The organism is Pectobacterium atrosepticum (assembly GCF_000740965.1).
Lineage (GTDB): Bacteria > Pseudomonadota > Gammaproteobacteria > Enterobacterales > Enterobacteriaceae > Pectobacterium > Pectobacterium atrosepticum.
In genome coordinates this window covers 1,769,560-1,790,346 of the sequence record NZ_CP009125.1, presented here as the reverse complement: position 1 = coordinate 1,790,346, position 20,787 = coordinate 1,769,560, and the positions used below count along the sequence as shown (strand labels likewise).

General features: G+C 54.7%; 15 protein-coding genes and 1 pseudogene. 11 read left to right on the top strand and 5 right to left on the bottom strand.

What is annotated here, in order from left to right:
- Positions 1-37 precede the first annotated feature (37 nt).
- From GZ59_RS07670 to GZ59_RS07640, 7 genes and pseudogenes are all read left to right on the top strand, one after another.
- A pseudogene (locus GZ59_RS07670) lies at positions 38-430 on the top strand (RpnC/YadD family protein); the annotation flags it as partial.
- Positions 431-611: 181 nt separating this feature from the next.
- Entirely contained in the window at positions 612-1,448 is an 837-nt protein-coding gene (locus GZ59_RS07665) for an ATP-binding cassette domain-containing protein (protein ID WP_173361624.1), read from the top strand.
- Positions 1,448-2,275: an ABC transporter ATP-binding protein gene (locus tag GZ59_RS07660; protein ID WP_011093131.1), complete on the top strand. Its 828-nt coding sequence runs from the start codon at positions 1,448-1,450 to the stop codon at positions 2,273-2,275. The genes GZ59_RS07665 and GZ59_RS07660 overlap by 1 nt, the downstream gene beginning before the upstream one ends.
- Before the next feature lie 87 nt (positions 2,276-2,362).
- Positions 2,363-3,610 carry an MDR family MFS transporter gene (locus GZ59_RS07655; RefSeq protein ID WP_039291032.1) on the top strand — a complete coding sequence of 416 codons (1,248 nt, stop codon included), beginning with the start codon at positions 2,363-2,365 and terminating at the stop codon, positions 3,608-3,610.
- Positions 3,611-3,620: 10 nt separating this feature from the next.
- Entirely contained in the window at positions 3,621-5,132 is a 1,512-nt protein-coding gene (locus GZ59_RS07650) for an ABC transporter substrate-binding protein (RefSeq protein WP_039291030.1), read from the top strand.
- 37 nt (positions 5,133-5,169) lie between these two features.
- Positions 5,170-6,948 (top strand): ABC transporter permease subunit, encoded by a 1,779-nt coding sequence (locus GZ59_RS07645; RefSeq protein WP_039291028.1) that lies wholly within the window; start codon positions 5,170-5,172, stop codon positions 6,946-6,948.
- Between the two features lie 133 nt (positions 6,949-7,081).
- Entirely contained in the window at positions 7,082-8,542 is a 1,461-nt protein-coding gene (locus GZ59_RS07640) for an AMP nucleosidase (RefSeq protein ID WP_039291026.1), read from the top strand.
- 106 nt (positions 8,543-8,648) lie between these two features.
- On the opposite strand, the gene proP is transcribed toward GZ59_RS07640, so the two are convergent.
- Positions 8,649-10,151 (bottom strand): glycine betaine/L-proline transporter ProP, encoded by a 1,503-nt coding sequence (proP, locus tag GZ59_RS07635; protein WP_011093126.1) that lies wholly within the window; start codon positions 10,149-10,151, stop codon positions 8,649-8,651.
- Between the two features lie 282 nt (positions 10,152-10,433).
- The gene (locus tag GZ59_RS07630) at positions 10,434-11,372 is read right to left on the bottom strand and encodes an AraC family transcriptional regulator (RefSeq protein ID WP_235213965.1); all 939 of its coding nucleotides are present in this window, start codon (positions 11,370-11,372) and stop codon (positions 10,434-10,436) included.
- Positions 11,373-11,491: 119 nt separating this feature from the next.
- On the opposite strand from GZ59_RS07630, the gene GZ59_RS07625 reads away from it, so the two are divergent.
- Positions 11,492-12,478, top strand: a complete 987-nt coding sequence (locus GZ59_RS07625; protein ID WP_011093124.1) for a class I SAM-dependent methyltransferase — start codon at positions 11,492-11,494, stop codon at positions 12,476-12,478.
- A 158-nt stretch (positions 12,479-12,636) separates the two neighbouring features.
- Here GZ59_RS07625 and ygjG read toward each other — a convergent pair whose 3' ends face one another.
- The 3 genes from ygjG to GZ59_RS23710 all read right to left on the bottom strand — a co-directional run bounded on the left by ygjG (position 12,637) and on the right by GZ59_RS23710 (position 16,079).
- Entirely contained in the window at positions 12,637-14,043 is a 1,407-nt protein-coding gene (gene ygjG, locus GZ59_RS07620; RefSeq protein ID WP_173361603.1) for a putrescine aminotransferase, read from the bottom strand.
- Between the two features lie 329 nt (positions 14,044-14,372).
- Positions 14,373-15,797, bottom strand: coding sequence for an aminobutyraldehyde dehydrogenase (gene patD, locus GZ59_RS07615; protein WP_039291021.1), 1,425 nt, complete (start codon positions 15,795-15,797; stop codon positions 14,373-14,375).
- Positions 15,798-15,917: 120 nt separating this feature from the next.
- The gene (locus tag GZ59_RS23710; RefSeq protein ID WP_011093121.1) at positions 15,918-16,079 is read right to left on the bottom strand and encodes a hypothetical protein; all 162 of its coding nucleotides are present in this window, start codon (positions 16,077-16,079) and stop codon (positions 15,918-15,920) included.
- Between the two features lie 190 nt (positions 16,080-16,269).
- Here GZ59_RS23710 and GZ59_RS07610 point away from each other — a divergent pair, with 190 nt between their 5' ends.
- The 3 genes from GZ59_RS07610 (at position 16,270) to GZ59_RS07600 (ending at position 20,785) form a co-directional block, all read left to right on the top strand.
- The gene (locus GZ59_RS07610) at positions 16,270-16,779 is read left to right on the top strand and encodes an RNA polymerase sigma factor (RefSeq protein ID WP_011093120.1); all 510 of its coding nucleotides are present in this window, start codon (positions 16,270-16,272) and stop codon (positions 16,777-16,779) included.
- Positions 16,780-16,878: 99 nt separating this feature from the next.
- Positions 16,879-17,847, top strand: coding sequence for a FecR family protein (locus GZ59_RS07605; protein WP_011093119.1), 969 nt, complete (start codon positions 16,879-16,881; stop codon positions 17,845-17,847).
- A 259-nt stretch (positions 17,848-18,106) separates the two neighbouring features.
- On the top strand, positions 18,107-20,785 hold the full coding sequence (locus GZ59_RS07600; RefSeq protein ID WP_011093118.1) for a TonB-dependent receptor: 2,679 nt from the start codon (positions 18,107-18,109) through the stop codon (positions 20,783-20,785).
- The last annotated feature ends 2 nt before the right edge of the window (positions 20,786-20,787 follow it).

Sequence of the window (20,787 nt, the reverse complement as noted above, 5' to 3'; positions counted from 1 at the left end):
TCCATAGAAGTGTGATCAAAGGATGGCGATACACCACGATATGCTGGAACTGGCGCAAGATATCGGGATATTATTTGAACGCTGGCAGATACCACTGCCGCAAAAAAGAGCGATACTGTTTTACATCGCACGAAGCGGTAACACATCAAAACCCGCAGAGTTTATTGAGGCCGTCGCGCAATCTCTGTCAACGGATCGGGAGGCAATCATGACCATCGCGCAGCAGCTAGAGAAAATCGGGTTTGAAAAAGGCATCAAACATGGCATGCAGCAAGGAATGCAACGGGGTATGGAGCAAGGTATAAAAACCAGTGCTCGCCAGATTGCTCGCCAACTCCTGTTAAGCGGCATGGAACCGGCTCAGGTTTGTCAGATGACTCAGTTGAGCGCAGCAGAACTGGCACAACTCAGTAATGAATCTAACGAGTAACCACTCAAGATACACCGCGTTTCCCTACGATTTACTCTCCCCTTTCTCATCACCGACGCAAGGGGTTAAGGCTGCGTTGATAGCGTGATTTATTCGCTCTGGATCACATTTCCTTTGCATCATTTCGCCTTAATTTGTTATGTTATTACATATCGATTTACATCAACCCTATACGCAAGCCATGATCAACTGGGACAGACATACAGACGCCACGCTTCAGGTAGAGAATCTTAGCCTGTCTATTGGTGGTGAAACAAAAGTCAGCGATATCAGCTTTACGCTGTTCGCAGGTGAACTTGTCTGTTTACTCGGCGCGTCCGGTTCAGGTAAATCCCTCACCGCCAAAACGGTAATCGGCACCCCACCCGCAGGATGCCAGATTAGCGGTAGTATTTGGGTTAATGGCGAGAATGTCAGCCAGTTGAAAGCGCTGGCACGCCCGCATACCAGTCGCGTCTCTGCCGTTTTTCAGGATTCTGCAACAGCCCTTAATCCCCTCATGCCGTTAGGAAAGCAGCTCTCGCTGGCGTTGAAAGCTCCCTCTTCTGCTGAGCTTTCTGCGCTTCTGGCTGCCATGAAGCTGGACGATATTCCCAATCTGCTGCAACGCTATCCTGCCGAACTGTCAGGTGGTCAGCGGCAGCGTATTTGTATTACCCTCGCGCTGCTCGGCAAAACTCGCTTACTGGTCGCGGACGAACCAACAACCGCGCTTGATGTCATTACCCAGCAGCAGGTATTGCAGGTGTTACAGGAACGTAGCGCGCAGCCAGATGCGCCTGCCCTGTTATTTATTACGCATGATATCGCCGTGGCCGCCCAACTCTGCCAGCGCGGTCTGGTGATGGAAAACGGCCAGATCGTTGAATCCGGCAGTATGCGGCAACTCCTGAATGCACCACAGCATCCCTATACTCGTAGTCTGGTCGCTGCCGCGCGTCGCGCTGACAATTTTTTATCAACCACTGCCTTATCCAGCAATGTGTTCCCCACCGCCGTTGCGGGAGCGCTTGCCTGATGAATCACCACCTGCATGCGGTGTCCTCACCGTTTTTAAGTCTTGAGCACGTCAGCCGCTATCGCCAGACGCCGCGTTTGCCGTGGCAAAAGGCCGATCCTGCCAGCGCCATTTTTCACGACCTGTCGCTGAATTTGCAACAGCATGAACGCGTCGGGCTGGTCGGTGCCTCAGGCTGTGGTAAATCCACGCTGCTAAAAACCCTGCTTGTGCTTGAAGCGCCAGAGAGTGGCGCGGTGTACTGCGACGGCAACCTGATTAAGCCCGGTTCGGTACGCTCGCTACTTTGGTATCGCCGCCGCGTTCAGTATATTCCGCAGGATCCGGCAGGCTCCCTCGCCCCACGCCAGCGCGTCGCCGATCTCCTCGCTGAGCCACTGAAGCGGCTCCGTCCCGACGAGCGCAGTCGCGCTAGTGAAAAGAATTTACGTGAGGTTATGGATCAAGTAGAGCTAAGCATCACGCTTCTGGACAAGGTCGCTGGGCAGCTTTCCGGTGGGCAGGCACAGCGCGTTGCACTGGCGCGAGCACTGATTATCCGGCCTGAGTTTTTATTGGCAGATGAACCCGTCAGCGGTCTGGACTTGCCGCTACGTGAACAGATCAAAACCCTGCTTCAACAGATCACTGAACAAAACAAGATGGGATTACTGATGGTATCGCACGATATTTCCATGCTCGCCGGACTGTGCGACAGAATGCTGGTCATGGACAGCGGATGCATCATTGAAGATCGCCCTACCGCCGAGATACTGGCTTCACCAGAACAGGCGCACACCGCCCGTTTATTGCAGGCCGTACCTGGGCTGTCGGCCTCCGGCTATTAGCTCGCTAAAAACACACGTTTTACAAAATAAAAAACCACGTCAATAACACATCTCCCCATTGCGGAGATTTTTATAACGGATGATTGAATGTCAGACCTTACCGCCAACCGCGCCCCACGGCCTTATCCCCCGTTGCTTCTGGGTAGCCAGCTTGTTTTCAACATTGGTTTTTATGCCGTCGTGCCGTTTCTGGCTATTTTCCTGCGCGACGACATGCTGCTTTCCGGCTGGGCTATTGGGCTGGTAATTGGCTTTCGCACCTTCTCTCAACAGGGCATATTTTTAGTCGGCGGCGCGCTGGCCGATCGCTTCGGTGCACGCGTAACTATCCTGTGCGGCTGTGTCGTGCGTATCAGCGGCTATCTCCTGTTGGCGTTGGGCGACTCGCTATGGCCGATAATCCTCGGTGCCTGCCTGACCGGTGTCGGCGGTGCCCTGTTCTCCCCAGCCATTGAAGCGCTGATGGCACAGGCCGGTACGCAGAGTGAAAAAGAGGGAAAACGCAGCCGCTCCGAGTGGTTCGCCCTGTTTGCGATTTGCGGCGAGCTGGGTGCGGTGCTGGGGCCATTGCTCGGTTCGGTGCTGGCCGGATACGGATTCCAGCGCGTGGCGCTGGCGGGTGCAGGCGTTTTTGTTATCGCACTCATCGTGCTGTTTTTCAGCCTGCCGCCAACACAGCGAAATCAAGCTGAATTGCACATCGCTCCGTGGTGGGAAACCTTTCGCCAGCGGCGTTTTGTCGCCTTCATCATTGCCTACAGCGCTTACCTGTTCAGCTATAACCAGCTCTATCTGGCGCTACCGGTTGAACTGCATCGCTCCGGCAGTAGCGAAAAAGATCTCGGCACGCTGTTTGTGCTGGCCTCTCTACTGGTGATCGGATTACAGCTCCCACTGGCGCGTTTTGCTCGTCGGGTTGGTGCGGCACGCATGCTGCCATTAGGTTTCGCGCTGCTGTCCGCGTCCTTCTTTAGCGTCGCGCTGTTTGCCTCCACCACGCCGCCGGAAGGCTGGCAGCGCCTGCTCCCCGCGATCTCATTAATTACTCTGCTGACGCTGGGACAGATGCTTATCGTCCCCGTCGGGATGGACCTCATTCCACGCTTTGCCAACAACAAGAACCTGGGTGCGCACTATGGCGCACTGGCGTCAATGGGCGGCATCGCCGTGCTGGTCGGCAACTTTGTGCTCGGCAGCCAGCTCGATCGCGCGCTAACGCCATCGCCGCAGGCTGCGATTCCATGGGTGTTGCTCGCTGCCGTACCGTTGTGTAGCTCACTGGCGATGATGGTTATCTGCCGCCCGTTTAAATCCACTTCAACCGTGAATGAATAAGGACAGACTGATGAATATGCGTAATACCCTGTGGCCTATTTCCGGTCTGCTCTCAGCTACGCTGCTGCTTTCAGGCTGCTTTAATGAACCTGAAGAAAACCACACCTCGCATCATGACGGTCGAATCAAGCTGGCGATGCTCCAGCCACCGCGTTCAGGTCTGACGCCGCTGAGCGATGACGCCTTTAAACTGTCGCGCTGGAGTACGGCAGAAACGCTGGTGGTGCTCGATAAACTCGGTGAGGCACAACCCGCTCTGGCGACGAAATGGCAGCAGATCGATGATAAATCCTGGCGTTTTGAACTGCGTCCGAACGTCCATTTTCATGACAACACCACGTTAAACGCCGCCACGGTGGTCAATGCGCTTACGGTGGCCTCTACCGCCTCACCTAAACCTCGAATTCTGGATGGCGTGCAGTTAACGGTCAAAGCCGATGGCGATAACGCCGTCATTGTCTCCACCGCCAAAGTAGATCCGCTACTACCGCAGCGTTTATCCAGCCCACAGTTGGCGATTCTTTCCACTACGGCATACGGTAAGAATGGCGTCGTCAACCCGATCAATACCGGGAGCGGCCCGTTCGTTCTGCGTACTGTCACGGGCACCAGCAGCGCAGTGTTGGATAGATTCGATGGTTACTGGGGCGAGAAAGCACAGTCCAGCGGTATCGACGTCAGCTTTGTGTCCGACGGCGCGGCACGTGCCGCCGCTCTGCGCACTGGCACGGCAGACATTGTCGAAGCCATTCCCGTTTCTCAGGCACCGCTGCTGGATCAATCGCTGGTGCATGAAGTGCCTATGCCACGTACCAACACGCTGTATCTGAATACGCGTCATGGCGTGATGCAAGACCCTGCCATGCGTGCTGCCGTACGCGATGCCATCAATCGTCAACAGTTGGTGGATAACGTGTATGAGAAGCGTGCCGATGTCGCACAAGGTCTGTTGGGACCAGCACTACCGTGGGCGGCGACGCTGCGCCAGCCTGTGGCAAATCCGGTTAAAGCCGGAACGCCCGCTGGCGCGACCATCACGCTGGCAACCTTCAGCGATCGCGCCGAGCTGCCTGAAGTCGCGGTCTATCTGGCACAGCAGCTCACCGCCGCCGGATTTACGGTGAAGCAGGTGGTGCGTGAATATGCGCAGATCGAGTCTGACGCGCAGGCTGGCAAGTTTGACGCCTTTATTTTGTCCCGCGCTACTGTGCTGGATTCAGGCGATCCGGTGGCTTATCTGTACAGCGATTTTGCCTGTGAAGGGTCATTCAATATCGCACAATTGTGCCAACCGGAAATCGATCAAGCGCTGCAAAAAGCTGCCGCGATCCCCGCAGGAGAAGCGCGCCGACAGGCCATCATGCAGGCAGAAAACCTGATCCTCGCCAGTGATGCCGCAATCCCGATGCTGCATGAGCGAGTGATTCAAGGTGAGAGTGCTCAGGTAAAAGACGCACTGCGTGATCCGCGTGAACGCACGTTGATTAACACCGCCACGCGCATTGCTACCGGCACGAAATAACAGGTAACGCACCTGCAACCAGAAAGATGACGAGTTTATGAGCGAATCGCTATATTGCCGCACCTGCGCGACCATCAACCAGACACAACGTCCGCGATACGGCGTGCTGATCCCGCTATTTTCGCGGCTGCTGACGCTAGCGGGGATTGTGGTATTAATTGGTATGCTGCCGTGGTTATCCGGTCAGGATCCAGCGCTGGCGCTGCTGCGTGCTCGCTCCGGCGAGCAGGAAGCGACAGCGGAGACGCTAAATGCGATTCGCCATTCTCTCGGGCTGGATCAAGGCCCACTGCAGCTGCTATTGAACTGGCTGACTGGCCTGTTGCATGGCGATGCGGGCAATTCCTGGGTTTCAGGCCAACCGGTGCTTCCAGGTATGTTGCAGGCGGCTGGCGTATCACTCACGCTGATGGCCTCCTCGGCGCTGGTGGCCTTCACGCTGGCTGCCGTGCTGTGTGCTTCTACCTTTCGACAGGGGTTGCGCGGTCAGGTTCATCGTTCAGGCGGCCTGTTCGCTGCCTTATTTACCGCATTGCCAGAGTTTCTGCTGGCGTCGTTCCTGCTGATCGTCGGTGCCGTCTGGCTACAGTGGTTCCCACCCTATGGCTGGCTGGGCTTGCACTATGCGGTGCTACCGTCGCTGGCTCTGGGTATCCCGGCAGGTGGTTATCTTGGTCGGATTATCGCAGATGCGCTCTCCGCCACCTTTAGCGAGAATTGGTTAACGACCTGGAGCGTCGCGGGGGTGAACCGTCGTCATATCGCGCTGGCAGTGCTGAAACGCACGTTGCCCAGCGTGATGCCGCTCGTCGGGCTGGTACTAGTATCGTTAACTGGCGGGGCAATTGCCGTCGAAAAAGTGTTCGCTATTCCCGGTCTGGGTCGCGCAACGCTGGGTGCGGCGGCGGCGCAGGACCTCCCCGCCTTGCAGGTCGGCGTGCTGATTCTCTTACTCATCGCTTCTCTAGCGGGTATGGCAGCAAGCAGCGTACGGCTGCTGATTCTCGGACGCGCGCTGCACAGCGGTGCAATGCCAGTGCCAGAAGAACGCGATAATTCCGTGTCTCGTCATGCCATCTGGCTACCGATTATCTGCGCGCTGCTGCTGGTATTTTTGTTGCTGGCAGGGTTACCGCGCGATCCTTATAGCTCCGCCTTTCTACGTCTGCAACCGCCATCGTTCCTGTTGCCTTTCGGCGCAGACGCCATGGGGCGTGATTTGCTGGCACGCGTTGCGCACGGTACGTTAAATACCTGTCTGTTGGCGCTGGCGGTATCGCTAGCCTGTCTGGCGATTGGCCTGTTAGTTGGATTATTCCCGCGTCTGCTCACCGGTCCTATAGAAGTCACTAACGCCCTGCCACCGGTGATTGCCGGACTGCTGGTTGCCGCCGTCAATGGCCCAACGGCAACGGGGGCGGCGATTGCCGTGATTGCCGTCAGTTGGGCACCGCTGGCTGCCCACACGGCGGCGCTGGTCGCTGAAATCAATGCACGCCCTTATATTCGGATGCTGCCGATACTCGGCGTGGGGCCGATACGGCGCAGCCTATTCTATATTCTGCCCGCGCTGGTTGGCCCGCTTTTCCGTCACGCGATGCTGCGACTGCCCGGCATCGCGCTGGCGCTGGCGTCTCTCGGCTTCTTAGGGCTGGGCGCATCACCGCCGACGCCGGAATGGGGACGCGTACTGGCGGAAGGTATGCCGTATATCGAACGCGCATTCTGGGGCGTGCTGGCACCGGCTGCTGCACTCGGTGTGCTGTCGATACTGGCCGTAAGCGCGGCAAACCTCTCTGGTCGCCACAAGCACTAGCGCTCTTCTCTTCACGATCGCAGACCCGCCAGATTTCACGATGGCGGGTCTGCACATCTTCAGTTACGCTGTGAGCTAACTTCTGCCGAAATACAGAATGTGAATAGTGCAGAGTGTGAATAAAGGAGAGAACATGCATAACAGCGGATCCCACGTCAGTCTTACCGTCACTCAGACTCTGGATAAACTGGAAGCGCTGTATGATGATGCCGTCTCAGCACTGCGCGACGCCATCGGGGGCTTCATCAATGATGGCTCGTTGCCCGACGCCACTGCACGTGCCGCAGGACTATTTGCCTACCCAGCCTTACGCGTCAGTTGGAATGGCAACTCGACCAGCCATCCCCGACATCGCGCCTATGGCCGTTTTACCCATCCCGGCAGTTATTCCACCACCGTCACCCGTCCCGCATTCTTGCGTGCTTATCTGGCGGAACAACTGGCGCTGCTGGAAGGGGATTATGACGTCACCATTGAAGTCAGCCCGTCACAGCAGGAAATTCCGTTCCCCTACGTGCTCGACGGTTCCGATCTGATTCTTGACCGCTCTATGAGCGCCGGCATCGCCAAACATTTCCCAACCACGGAACTGTCACAGATTGGGGATGAAACGGCAGATGGCCTGTTTCACTCCACCACTACGTCGCCGCTGTCGCACTTCGACGCGCTGCGCACCGATTTCTCGCTGGCGCGGCTCCGCCACTATACCGGTACGCCGGTGGAACATATTCAGCCGTTCATTCTCTTCACCAACTACACCCGCTATGTCGATGAGTTTGTGCGCTGGGCCTGTGCACAGATTGCCGATCCTGATAGCCCCTATGAGGCGCTGTCCTGCGCGGGTGGCATCTATATTACCGCCGACACGCCTAACCCCGAGCAGGCGGTTTCCGATCTGGCTTGGAAAAACCACCAGATGCCCGCCTATCATCTCATTCCCCGCGAGGGTAAAGGAATTACGATGGTCAATATCGGCGTCGGGCCATCTAACGCTAAAACCATCTGCGATCACCTCGCCGTCATGCGCCCGCATGCCTGGTTAATGATCGGCCACTGCGGCGGCCTGCGCGAAAGTCAGTCCATCGGCGATTACGTGCTGGCACACGCTTATCTGCGTGACGACCACGTTCTGGATGCCGTTCTGCCGCCGGATATCCCGATTCCGAGCATCGCTGAAGTGCAACGCGCGCTGTATGACGCCACTAAGATGGTCAGCGGGATGCCGGGGGAAGAGGTTAAACAGCGCCTGCGTACCGGCACCGTTGTCACCACCGATGACCGCAACTGGGAATTGCGCTACGCGGCATCCGCTCTGCGGTTTAACCTCAGTCGCGCTGTCGCGGTGGATATGGAAAGCGCGACGATTGCCGCACAGGGTTATCGCTTCCGTGTGCCTTACGGTACGCTGCTGTGCGTCTCGGATAAACCGTTGCACGGTGAGATTAAACTGCCGGGACAGGCGAACCGTTTCTATGAAGGAGCGATTTCGGAACATTTGCAGATTGGCATCTGCGCCATCGATCTGCTGCGGGCGGAAAGCGACAAACTGCACTCGCGTAAGCTACGCACCTTTAACGAGCCTCCGTTCCGCTAACCGAAGGATATTGCTCAGGCGGCCGACCGCAGTCGGCTGTTCTGGCAGAATGAGACATAGCAAAAGCGCCACGGATGTGGCGCTTTCCTCGTTCAGTGAGACGAGGCTAGTTAATTTCAGGGTGCTGTTCAGACAGCCGTTTTCTTTTCTTCTCCAGTTCAGCAATTTGCTCATCAATGTCTTCTATTTTCTGCTCAATATTGTCGTACTGTTCCTGCAGCAGCTCTTTGGCTTCGGTGCGATCCGACGCCGCAGGCGTGGCACCTTTCAGCGGCTGGTTTGCCGTTTCTCGCATCGACATCCCAGTAATCAGACCGATCAGCCCAATCACCATCAGGTAATACGCTGGCATATACAGATTGCCGGTCGACTCCACCAGCCAGGCTACCGCCGTCGGCGTAAAACCTGCCACCAGCACGGAAACGTTAAATGACGTCGCCAGCGCACTGTAACGAATATGCGTAGGGAACAGTGCAGGAAGCGTCGATGCCATCACACCAGTAAACGAATTCAGCAGTACGGCCAACATCAGTAATCCACAAAAAATCAGCCCAATTACATCACTGTTGATCAAGATAAAGCTGGGAACTGACAGTAGCAACAGCCCGATACTACCGCAAATAACAAATGGTTTTCGCCCGTAACGGTCGCTCATCAGCCCCATCACCGGCTGCACAAATAGCATCCCGATCATGACGGCGATAATAATCATCACCCCATGATCTTCGGAGTAATTCAGGCTGTGTGAAAGGTAACTCGGCATATAGGTTAGCAGCATATAATAGGTAACATTGGTGGTAATCACCATCCCAATACAGACCAGCAACCCTCTCCATTGTTTAGTCACGATCTCACGCAGAGAAATCTTCGGCGGAGATTGAATACTGTCTTTCGATTCTTTATCAATATTGTCTACGTGCTGCTGGAACGTCGGCGTTTCTTCCAGCGCATGGCGCAGATAAATCCCGATTAATCCAAGCGGTGCGGCAATAAAGAATGGAATACGCCATCCCCATTCCAGAAAACTTTCTTCCCCGACAATGGAGGAAATCACTACCACAACGCCCGCCCCCATTACAAACCCAGCAATAGAGCCGAAATCCAGCCAGCTACCTAAAAAGCCGCGTCGCCTGTCTGGGGAATATTCGGCAACGAAAATAGCCGCACCGGTATATTCTCCCCCGACGGAGAAACCCTGCGCGAGTTTCGCTAACAGCAACAATACCGGCGCCCAAATACCGATAGATTCATAGGACGGAATCAAGCCGATACAGAATGTGCTCACCGACATGATAATAATGGTGATCGACAACACTTTCTGGCGACCGAATTTATCCCCCATTGCACCAAAGAATATCCCGCCGAGCGGTCGAACCAAAAAGGGAACCGAGAACGTTGCCAGCGCCGCAATCATTTGCACACCCGGATCGGCTCCGGGGAAAAAGACCTGTCCGAGTGCATACGCCACAAAGCCGTATACGCCAAAATCAAACCATTCCATAGCATTGCCCAACGCGGCGGCGGTAATGGCTTTTTTGAGTCTGGCATTATCGATGATTGTAATATCCTGAATTTTCATCGGTTCAATTTTTTTCTTTCTTAATCTCATCCCTTTTTCCTTTGCTTAAAAAGCGGCAATTTATTAAAAATAAAACGACTTATTTCATGCACAGGGAACCACCCGACTGCACATTGAAAAACAACCGCTTATTGGCCGCAATATTCGTTACACGTTGATACTGCTGAATGGAGTATAGAAGAGTTTGGATAAAGGCTCAGTTTCACGCCCCAGAATGACGCTGCATGCTTAAATAACGCACGGGAATATAATGAAAGGAAAATAATGGTAAAAGGTTATGACAGAACGGTTATATTATCTCCTGAACGTAATTTACTTCCGCGACGCAATCATTTTCGGATTACGGTTAAAATAGCGCGTAAATGCCAGACTGAAATTAGCCGGATGTCGATAGCCAACTTGCCAGGCAGTCTGCGCCACCTGAAACCCTTGTTCCAATAGCTGGTGCGCCCGCTCCATTCGCATCCGCAATAACATTTGACCCGGCGTGCTCGCAAAGCAGCGATGAAACCCAAGTTTGAGTTTGGATTCACTCATCCCAGACTGTGCTGCAATACAGGCTAGCGTCAACGGTTCAGCCAGATGTTCACGCATCCAATGGCATACTCGATCCAACTGCTGCCGTTCCTGTGGATGAATGCCGCCGCGTTCGCCCTTCGGTTGCAGAAGATATCGATACTGCGATAACAGACTTAAGGCGTGGATATGGCGATTCAGCGGATCGGCGTCGCCGCACAGCGCATTCACATGCACTTGGCTGGCCGCAGAGACAGACGCAAATGCTCGCTGCTGTAGCCCATCATCACTAAACAACTGTTCCGCACATTGCGCGCCAAAATAGCGGATAGCCGCTGCTTTCCCCACCAGTAGCCGTAGCTGATCGACCTGCTGCTGAGCCTGATAATGGCGTTCGCCCACGCTAGCACCAAACGTCGTGATAGTGACATGCTGTTGACGAAACCAGACCTGTGAACCATGGCTATCGTAATAGGCCGATTCCCCTGCCAGCGCAAACGTCATGACCAGCATCGGCTGTGAATGTGGGTTGTGTGTTTCCTCCACCAACGCGCGACGAGGACGGTATTGTGAACGAGCCAATGACAGATCGGCATCAATACGGCTGAAATCCGACCAGCATTCACCGATGCCATCTGGCAAAGTACGGCGTGAGCCCGAGATATCCGCCTCACTCGTACAGCACCGATCGCCTGCGGGTTTTTCACTTCGCCTCTGTCGCTGTCTTTGCATCATCTTCCTTCGCCGTTTCGCATATGAAAAACGCCGTTTCGCATAACAATGAACATAATAACCATTCTCATTTATAGATAGCATACTCCCTATCGACAGACCATCAATGAGAAAGACCGCTTATGAACCCACTAGAGACATTATGGCAGCTTGCCGCCAACAGCGTGAAAGCCGACGTTTTACATCTGGCTTTGGAACAGCAGATTTTCGACCGACTGGAGGATGTCACCGCGCCGGAACAACTGGCGGAATCACTGGGATGGCAGCCGGAGAAAACCGGATTTCTGCTTGAAATCCTATGGAGTATGCAGCTTTTGACGCGCCATCATGGCGGTTATCGCACCGCATCCGCCAGCTCTGCCGTGCTCTGTCGCAGCAGCCCGCGTTTTCTCGGTGACGCCTGGCGTTTTCGCCTCACCAGCCTGCGCCAGTTTGGTCAGGGGCTCGCCGACGGTATGCACCAGCCGCTGCCTGCGCAGTTGAGCGAGTTACCCCGCGATGCCGCGTGGGCCAGTGCGGCAGAACAGCAAATCGCACAGGAGCAGCGATCGATAACCGCAGACCTTGCCGATCAACTGCTCTCCAGACTGCCGGATTTCCCGCAAATCAGGCACGTTCTCGATCTGGGCGGTGGCCCCGGCTGGGTGGCGATTACGCTGGCGCTGCGCCATGCCCAGATCTCCGGCACGATCTATGACTTGCCGCAAACTGCCGCCGTAGCACAGCGTAATATCAACGCTGCCGGATTATCCGCACGACTGTCAGCACAAAGCGGCGCGTTTCCCAGCGAGAAATACGATCTAATCTGGAGCTCTTCATTCCTGCATTTTGTCGAGGATATTCCCGCCATGTTGTCCACGCTTTACAACACGCTAACGCCGGATGGCTCGTTGGTTCTGGCACAGGCGGAGATTCCCGAAGAAGCCGACGATGCCGCACCGATTCTGCCGTTCTATCTGCCGATGCAAATAAGTGGCCGCCACGTCACGCAGGAAGGGCAACTGACACAGTGGCTAGTGGAAGCAGGTTTTACCTCTGTCGAAACCCGGCGTCATCAGGCATTTCCCATGGCACCATTAAATGTGCTGATCGCGCGTAAACACAGGTAACCACATCTGCTCATCAACGGTAGGGCATCCATGACAATCAGCAAAACGACCCCCTGTTTGGTGAATCCGTAGGGGTTTTGCTAAAAAAGCCAGTCAGTGAATGCTGACTGGCTTTCGGGATGGACGTAATGGGGTACTGCCTATTTCCGTCTGGTTTTTCACTCTACCGCATATTCCTTCATTTTATTTTCGTCAGGCATCGTGCCATTGAGCTTTTTTAGCACGTCCTTCGCTTCCTTCAATACTCGGGCACATTGCTCGCGCGTGATGGTAAGCGGTGGCTCAATCCTGACCGATTTGGAATTATTCAGGGTACCCGCGACCAGAATATTACGTTGAAACAGTTCTTTCGCGAACGCGTACCCGATCTCGTTTTTCCTGAACTCGATAGCCTGCAACAGCCCCATTCCCCGTGCTTCGATAATCAATTGAGGATACTCGGCCGCCAGTTGCTGTAAGCCCTGTAACAAAAATTCCCCTTGGATTGCCGCCTGTTCTGGCAGATTTTTCGTCAGCAGTTCATTGACGGTTGCCAGCGCCGCCGCGCAGGCCAGCGGATTGCCGCCAAACGTGGTGGTGTGCAGGAACGGGTTTTCAAACAGCACGGAGAATACGGCTTCCGTCGCCACCGTTGCGCCAATCGGCATCACTCCACCGCCCAACGCCTTCGCCAGACACAGAATGTCGGGCTGCACGCCATAATGCTCACAGGCGAACATCTTGCCCGTGCGCCCCATGCCGGTTTGCACCTCATCCAGAATCAGCAATGCCCCAACCTCATCGCATAATGCTCTGACCGCAGGCAAGTAATTTTCCGGTGGCACAATCACGCCGCCTTCCCCCTGAATGGGTTCAAGGATGATAGCTGCAACGTCATCGCCGGTCTTCTGACATTGCTGAACCTGCTTGCGCATGGCGCTGATATCGCCAAAAGCAACATGATGGAAACCGGGTAACAGCGGCATAAAAGGACGACGAAACGCAGGCTTGGCAGTGGCGGAAAGCGCGCCTAGCGATTTCCCGTGGAACGCCCCTGTCGCAGCGATAAAGGTATATTTACCGCGCGGTGACTGGTAAGCCTTCGCCAACTTCAGGGCAGCTTCAACCGATTCCGTTCCGCTATTGCTGAAGAAGCTGTATTTCAGATTACCCGGCGTCAGTGCCGCCAGCGTTTTTGCCAACAGCCCCCGTAGTGGGTCAAGCAGTTCCTGACTATGTAGCGGTTGCCTGGCAAGCTGGCTCTCAACAGCGGCAATCACGTTAGGGTTACGATGCCCAACGTTAAAAATGCCGTAACCGCCCAGACAGTCCAGATATTCATTCCCTTGGGTATCAATCAGCGTATTCGGGCCGCTGGCGCGCCATTCGACTGCACCGTAATCGCCGCCGGTAGTGACAGATTTTCTGTACTCCAGAAAACCCGGGTTGACGTATTCACGAAAACAACTCAAGACTTCCTGATTCAGTGCCGCCATGTCATCTGGGGATAGCGTGTCACTATGAATCCAATGCAGTGCCTGCTGAGTACACTCTAGCGGGTTAAGGTGGGCGTTTGATCTGGACAAAATGCGCTCCTTGAAAACGAACATCACGCGATGCCAATTTAATTAATGCACATAACACGCCAGTCACCTGCCCCAAATCAAAATAAAATACAAAAACGCGATCTAAACCAAAAATCCAGCAGATAATTTGAACTAAATGCAGATATTTGAAATTAATAACCGAATGACAGAGTGAATGTCAGTATGAAGGGAATTACCGTATCTTGCGCTGCCCTGCTTTTGCTCAGCGCGCCCTCTTTTGGGGCGCGCCAAGGTTGGACAAATGCGCTATCTCATTACTCAACTTATCTCTAAGGACAAACAGGATTCCTGTAGCAGAGTGAATAACCTCAGTGCCGGATCATGATATGACGCACGATGGTGTAATCCTCTAGTCCGTACATCGACATATCCTTGCCGTAGCCGGACAGCTTCTGTCCGCCGTGTGGCATTTCGCTGACTAACATGAAGTGGGTATTCACCCAGGTACAGCCATATTGAAGGCACGCGGCCAAGCGGTGTGCTCGCCCGATATCGCGCGTCCAAACCGACGACGCCAGCCCGTAATTCGAGGCATTCGCCCAGCCAATCACCTGCGCTTCATCGTCGAACGGCGTGATGGATATCACCGGGCCAAACACCTCTTTTTGGACGATTTCATCGTCCTGTTTCGCCCCCGCCAGCACCGTAGGCTGGAAATAGAATCCCGTCCCTTTCACCCGCTCGCCACCAGTCACGACCGTGATATGCGGCAGCGCTTTGGCACGTTCGACAAAACCCATCACGCGTTCAAGCTGCGGTTCGGTAATCAACGGCCCCAGCTCGGTCGTTTCATCGCGTGGATCGCCAATTTTCAGCGTCGCTACCGCTTTTCCTAATGCCTCCACGACTTCATCGTAGACGGCACGCTGTACATACAGCCGACAGGCGGCGGTACAGTCTTGCCCCGCGTTGTAGAAACCGAAGCTGCGAATCCCATCAACCACCTGATCGATATCGGCATCGTCGAACACAATCACCGGCGCTTTGCCGCCCAGCTCCATATGCGTCCGTTTTACGCTCGCGGCGATATGCGCAAGGATATGCGCGCCAGTCGCAATAGAACCGGTCAGCGACACCATGTTCACTTTCTCATGTCCCGTCAGCGCATCACCGATGTCTGCACCGCGCCCGAACACGATATTGACCACGCCAGCGGGGAGTATGTCCGCCAGCAGGTGCGCCAGATAGAATGTCGTCAGCGGGGTTTGCTCCGCCGGTTTCAGCACCACGCAGTTTCCTGCCGCCAACGCGGGTGCCAGCTTCCACGACGCCATCATCAGCGGATAATTCCACGGAGCGATGGACGCCACGACGCCAACCGGATCGCGCCGAATCATGGACGTGTGCCCTTCCAGATATTCTCCTGCCGCCGAACCACTCAGGCAGCGCGCCGCCCCGGCAAAAAAGCGAAAGACATCCGCCACCGCAGGCACTTCATCATTCAGCACCGCATGATAGGGCTTACCGCAGTTCAGTGATTCCAGCTCGGCGAACGTCTCAGCATTTTCTTCGATGGCATCGGCAATGCTTAGCAGCAGCGTCGCGCGCGTTTTCGGTGTGGTCTGTCCCCAATGTGCAAAAGCGGACTCCGCAGCCAGAACGGCTGCATCAATCTGGTGCAAATCGGCCTGCGGAATGGCGGCAATTTGCTCTCCCGTCGCGGGGTTGAATACCGCCAACGCCTCGCCGTTTCCCGCAACCAGCTTGCCTTCTATCAGTAATTTGTCATGCATACATTTTCCTTACAGAGAGAAAACGATCGTGTTTTTCATCACTATCTGCAAAATGTCTGTGCAAAAAACCTGCCACTTTATGTTTGACAGTCAATCAGTTCTGCCACAAGCAGCCTCAGTTCAGGGCGTATTACCCGACGCTTTCTTCGTCTGCGTCGCGGCCTGTCTGGCTTCCTCCGCCAGCGCGTCGATCTCTTCTTCCGTCAGTTGATCTGACGCCTCATGTACCTTTGCCAGCCCTTCGCTGACCGTTACCTCTTTGGGATCGTCTTTCGTCGTCATCGTCATTCCTCTCAATCAAATAATACGTCAACAAAGATAAGTGTAGTCGACGGCAAAAATCCGCCAATCTGAAGAAGATTTAACTCTGCTTTCCCATTCTTCATATGTGATAATAATTATCAATTACATCACATTTATGCCCTAAATTTGCCGCAGAGGCGGCGGGAAGGTCACCTGACGGGACGTTGGCATGTCAGAGTCTGAACTCAGAATGCTGTTCAACCACTATGCAGAGCGGTTAGAACGCTATCTCAATCATAAACTGCGCGACCCTCAGGCAGCGGCAGACCTGATGCAAGAGAGTTTTTTACGGTTGGCGCAACGGCTGGAACAGCAAGATGATGTAGACGACAAGAAAGCGTATCTCTATAAAACAGCCAATAATTTGCTGCTCGACCACATCCGCCACCAGCAGCGCTGGCAGATGGCGACGTCGGTTGACGACGTGGATGCGACGCTGGAATATCTGCCGGATGCGGCTCCCCAGATCGATCAGGCGGCGATCGCCCAACAGGAACTGGAGCATCTGGCAAACGTACTGGCAACATTGCCTGAACGTACGCAGCAGATATTTCATCTGCACCGGTTTGAACACATGACGCAGGCGCAAATTGCTCAGCAGTTGGCTATTTCCCTCAGCACCGTCGAGAAGCATCTTGCCATGACTCTGCACGCCATGATGACGATCCGCGCCTCGTGAAGAAAATCGCCCAACATGAAATAATCACAAATTATTTACGGGTTTATTGCCGTCAGACGTCTACTTATTTAGAGACCCTACATACTCCAGGCCTACAACATGAACGATTATCCCCCTGACATCCATCAGCAGGCAGCGCGATGGGCCATACGTTTGGCCGAAGCGCCGCTGGACGATGAACAGGAACTGACATTCCAGCGCTGGCTGGCACAGGACCCGCGCCATCGCCACGCATTGGAACAGGCTGGGATGCTCTGGCATGGGCTCGGGTCGCTCAGCGCCGAGCAAAAACAAGCTCTACAAAGTCAGGGCCTGCAACCACAGCCGTTAGCAATATTGCCTGTCAGACGCGTCAATCGCGTGACGCAGTGGAAAATCGCGGCCCTATTACTACTGGGTTTCAGTCTCGGCACGACGTGGATTTCCGACGGCATCATCATACTGCGCTCAGATTATCGTGCAGATCATCAGGTCAAACACGTCACGCTACCGGACGGCAGTGAAGTCGATATAGATGCAGGCAGCGCCATTGCTCTCGCCTACACACCGCAAGAACGGCGAGTTACGCTGCTGCAAGGTTCGGCCTGGTTCACTGTCGCACCGACGAATGCACAGGAAAAACGCCCTTTTCTGGTTGATGCTGCATCTGGCACCACACAGGCGTTGGGCACACAGTTTATGGTGCAGAATTCATCACAGACAACGACCGTCGGCGTGGTGGAACACAGCGTTCAGGTAACGGCAAACGGGCAAGCACTGCGGCTTGATGAACAACAGGCGGCACGCTATACGGAACAAGGCATGACTCGCCTCCCCGGCTGGAATAGTCGCGAGCGCGGCGACTGGCGGCGCGGCCTACTGATATTTGATCAACAACCGCTAGCTATCGTGATCGCCCGGATCAATCAGTATCGCTCTGGCACCATCGTTATCTCCAGCTCTGCGCTGCGCCAGCGTCAGGTTAGCGGCATGTTTTCGCTGAACGAGCTAGATGGCGCGCTGCAAACCATGGCTGCCGAACTGGGTGCCAAAACGGTTTCACTCCCCGGCATCACGATTCTGTACTGATCCCCTTCTCCTGCCTGTATTCCCCACTCCTGCCATGCCGCTCGGGAGTGGCAATCACCCGAAAAAACCCTTTACGTTCACAAAGTCGCAACTCAGCGGAGAAAAAAATTTAAATATTTTTTTACGGGTTCTGTCATCTCAGCCGTCTTCATATTTAGGTAATGATTTTTATTATCATTTTCATTAAGAAAAAAAGGGTAATTATCCCTTTGTTATTAATGCTTATTGATGATTTAACGGATGACAGACCAGGCGAAAAATGTTTAAAAAAACACAACAGCAAGACAGCCGTTTGTTACAGCTTAATCCACTTTCCCTTGCCGTCAGCATCGCACTTTCGCTGTCGGGTTCGCTCCACTATGCGCAAGCGGAGACACAGGCCACCAACGTTCAGGAAGCCACTCGTCAGAGCGTCGCCTTTTCCATCAGCGCGCAGCCACTGAGCAGCGCGCTACTGCGCTTCGCCGAACAGGCTGGGTTACAGGTCTTTTTTGCTGACGTAAAACTGGAAGATATGCAGGCCGCCGGGCTTCAAGGACGTTTCACACCCGAGCAAGGACTGCGCCAGATGATCGGTGCCAACCCAGTTGATTTTCAGATCGGCAGCAATGGCGTGATTACTCTGCGCCCTCGTTCAACTCACGTCGATACGGCAAAAATAGACGATGTGATGACAGTTCGCGCCTTTACCGTCGCCAATCCGGGTGACTGGATCTACGAACAACCGCGTGCCATCAGCGTCATATCACGCGAGCAGATGGATAACCGCCCTGCCCGCCACGCCGCCGATATGCTGGAACAATCCGCTGGCGTTTACTCCAGCGTCAGCCAGCAGGATCCTGCGCTGTCGGTGAACATTCGCGGGATACAGGATTTTGGTCGCGTGAATATGAATATCGACGGCGTGCGGCAGAATTTCCAAAAAACGGGTTACGGCCAGCGTAACGGACAGATGTATATCGACTCGGAACTGCTCTCCGGCGCGACCATTGAAAAAGGTGCAACAAACGTGATGGGCAGCGCGGGCACGCTGGGCGGCGTCGCCACGTTTAATACGGCCAGTGCTCGCGATTTTCTGGCTCCGGGTAAAGAGCTGGGCGGAAAACTACACGCCAGCACGGGCGACAACGGAACGCATTTTATCGGTAGCGGCATTCTCGCACTAGGCAACGAGAGCGGCGATATTCTGCTCGGTGCCAGCGAACGCCATTTGGGCGACTACTGGCCGGGTAATGACGGCAACCTCGGGAGTATTCGTATCCCGGGCAGTTCAAGCAATTACGAAACGTGGGCGAATAACTTAAAGCATCAGAAAGTGAGCAATGCAGCCTACACCATGCGCTCACGGCTGGCGAAAGTCGGCTGGAATCTGCCCGCCAACCAGCGCGTCCAGCTCAGCTATATGCAAACGCAAACGTCTTCCGAAAATGCAGGGACGTTGTCCAACCTCTCCAATACCGAACTGGGCTGGCGAGCCAGCGGACACAGCGACATTATGGCACGCAGTACCGCACTGGATTACAGCTTGAAGCCGGATAACCAGCGCTGGCTGGATTTTAAGGCCAAGATTTATTACGCCGATACCAATAACGACACCGATAATTACGCCCTCTCCAATACGAGCGCGTATCACGAAAGCACGCGATTACGCACCTACGGCGCGCAGGCGCAAAACACGTCGACGCTGTGGCAACAGGGCGCGCACGATCTGAAAGCCGATTATGGGTTGGACTTCTATTACGACAAAATCACCACGGACAGCACCAACAGCACAGCAAGTAACGCGACCCCAGAAGGGAACCGTGCGATGGCCAGCCTGTTCGCTAACCTGAATTACGCCTACGACGAGTGGGTGACGCTGCAAGGTGGTCTGCGTTACGATCGCTACCAGTTACGCGGCACCACCAGCATCAGCTATCGGGAAATTCCCTATACCATCGCGGATCCCTGTAAGGAAGGATCGATCGCGCGCTGTCCATCGTTCGTGACTACTACGCAGGATTGGAATGTCGATGACGAGCACGGCAAACTTTCCCCCACGCTGTTTGCTGGCGTCCGCCCTGGCATTGAATGGCTACAGCTGTTCACCAGCTACGGCCTGTCCTGGCGGCCACCTTCCGTCAGTGAAACCTTCGCCAACGGCACCTACAGCGCGGGCAACTATTACCTGTATCCGAATCCCAACCTCAAGCCGGAGCGCTCACGCGCCTGGGAGGTCGGGTTCAATATTCAGAAACCCGAATTGTTCATTGATGGCGACAGGCTGGTCACCAAGGTGTCCTACTTCGACACGCGGATAAACAACTACATCAGCCTGAACGGCGCGCGCAATAAACCGGGCTACAACGGCTATTCCCTCAGCAATTCCGTGTTCCAGAACAATCTGGCGAAAAGTCGTTTCCGCGGCATGGAATACCAGCTTAATTACGACGCGGGCTTTTTATATGTCGATGCCACCTACACCCACATGATCGGCAATAACGATTTCTGTGCGCCAGTGGCCTGGATGGGCGGCGTCACAAACGTTGGTGGCTCCAGAGGTAACTATTACTCCACGCCGGTCGATACCACCGCCAGCGATTCTTCTTGCCAGAAAACGCTGTTATTCAGCAACGCCGCCTATCTACCCGGTGACCGCGGTTCCGTCACGCTGGGGACACGCGTCTTCGATCGCAAACTGGATATGGGCGTCACGATGCGTTTTGCTCCCGGCTATCAGGATACCGCCGCACCGAGCAATTCCGCCTATTTAGCCGATTGGCCCAAATATGAAGTTTACGATCTTTACGCTAGCTATCGCCTGACCGACAGCCTGACGCTGCGCGGTTCCGTCGAGAATATTGCTAACCGTACTTACATCGTGAGCTATGGCGAATCACTGGGTTACACGCCAAGCCGAGGCAGAACGGTGCAGGCTGGTGTGGAATACCGATTCTGATT

What these genes read in the sequence shown, in the direction of transcription:
- GZ59_RS07665 (WP_173361624.1), top strand. Translation starts at nt 612, where the DNA reads ATGATCAACTGGGACAGACATACAGACGCCACGCTTCAGGTAGAGAAT.
- GZ59_RS07660 (WP_011093131.1), top strand. Translation starts at nt 1,448, where the DNA reads ATGAATCACCACCTGCATGCGGTGTCCTCACCGTTTTTAAGTCTTGAG.
- GZ59_RS07655 (WP_039291032.1), top strand. Translation starts at nt 2,363, where the DNA reads ATGTCAGACCTTACCGCCAACCGCGCCCCACGGCCTTATCCCCCGTTG.
- GZ59_RS07650 (WP_039291030.1), top strand. Translation starts at nt 3,621, where the DNA reads ATGAATATGCGTAATACCCTGTGGCCTATTTCCGGTCTGCTCTCAGCT.
- GZ59_RS07645 (WP_039291028.1), top strand. Translation starts at nt 5,170, where the DNA reads ATGAGCGAATCGCTATATTGCCGCACCTGCGCGACCATCAACCAGACA.
- GZ59_RS07640 (WP_039291026.1), top strand. Translation starts at nt 7,082, where the DNA reads ATGCATAACAGCGGATCCCACGTCAGTCTTACCGTCACTCAGACTCTG.
- proP (WP_011093126.1), bottom strand. Translation starts at nt 10,151, where the DNA reads ATGAGATTAAGAAAGAAAAAAATTGAACCGATGAAAATTCAGGATATT.
- GZ59_RS07630 (WP_235213965.1), bottom strand. Translation starts at nt 11,372, where the DNA reads ATGATGCAAAGACAGCGACAGAGGCGAAGTGAAAAACCCGCAGGCGAT.
- GZ59_RS07625 (WP_011093124.1), top strand. Translation starts at nt 11,492, where the DNA reads ATGAACCCACTAGAGACATTATGGCAGCTTGCCGCCAACAGCGTGAAA.
- patD (WP_039291021.1), bottom strand. Translation starts at nt 15,797, where the DNA reads ATGCATGACAAATTACTGATAGAAGGCAAGCTGGTTGCGGGAAACGGC.
- GZ59_RS23710 (WP_011093121.1), bottom strand. Translation starts at nt 16,079, where the DNA reads ATGACGACGAAAGACGATCCCAAAGAGGTAACGGTCAGCGAAGGGCTG.
- GZ59_RS07610 (WP_011093120.1), top strand. Translation starts at nt 16,270, where the DNA reads ATGTCAGAGTCTGAACTCAGAATGCTGTTCAACCACTATGCAGAGCGG.
- GZ59_RS07605 (WP_011093119.1), top strand. Translation starts at nt 16,879, where the DNA reads ATGAACGATTATCCCCCTGACATCCATCAGCAGGCAGCGCGATGGGCC.
- GZ59_RS07600 (WP_011093118.1), top strand. Translation starts at nt 18,107, where the DNA reads ATGTTTAAAAAAACACAACAGCAAGACAGCCGTTTGTTACAGCTTAAT.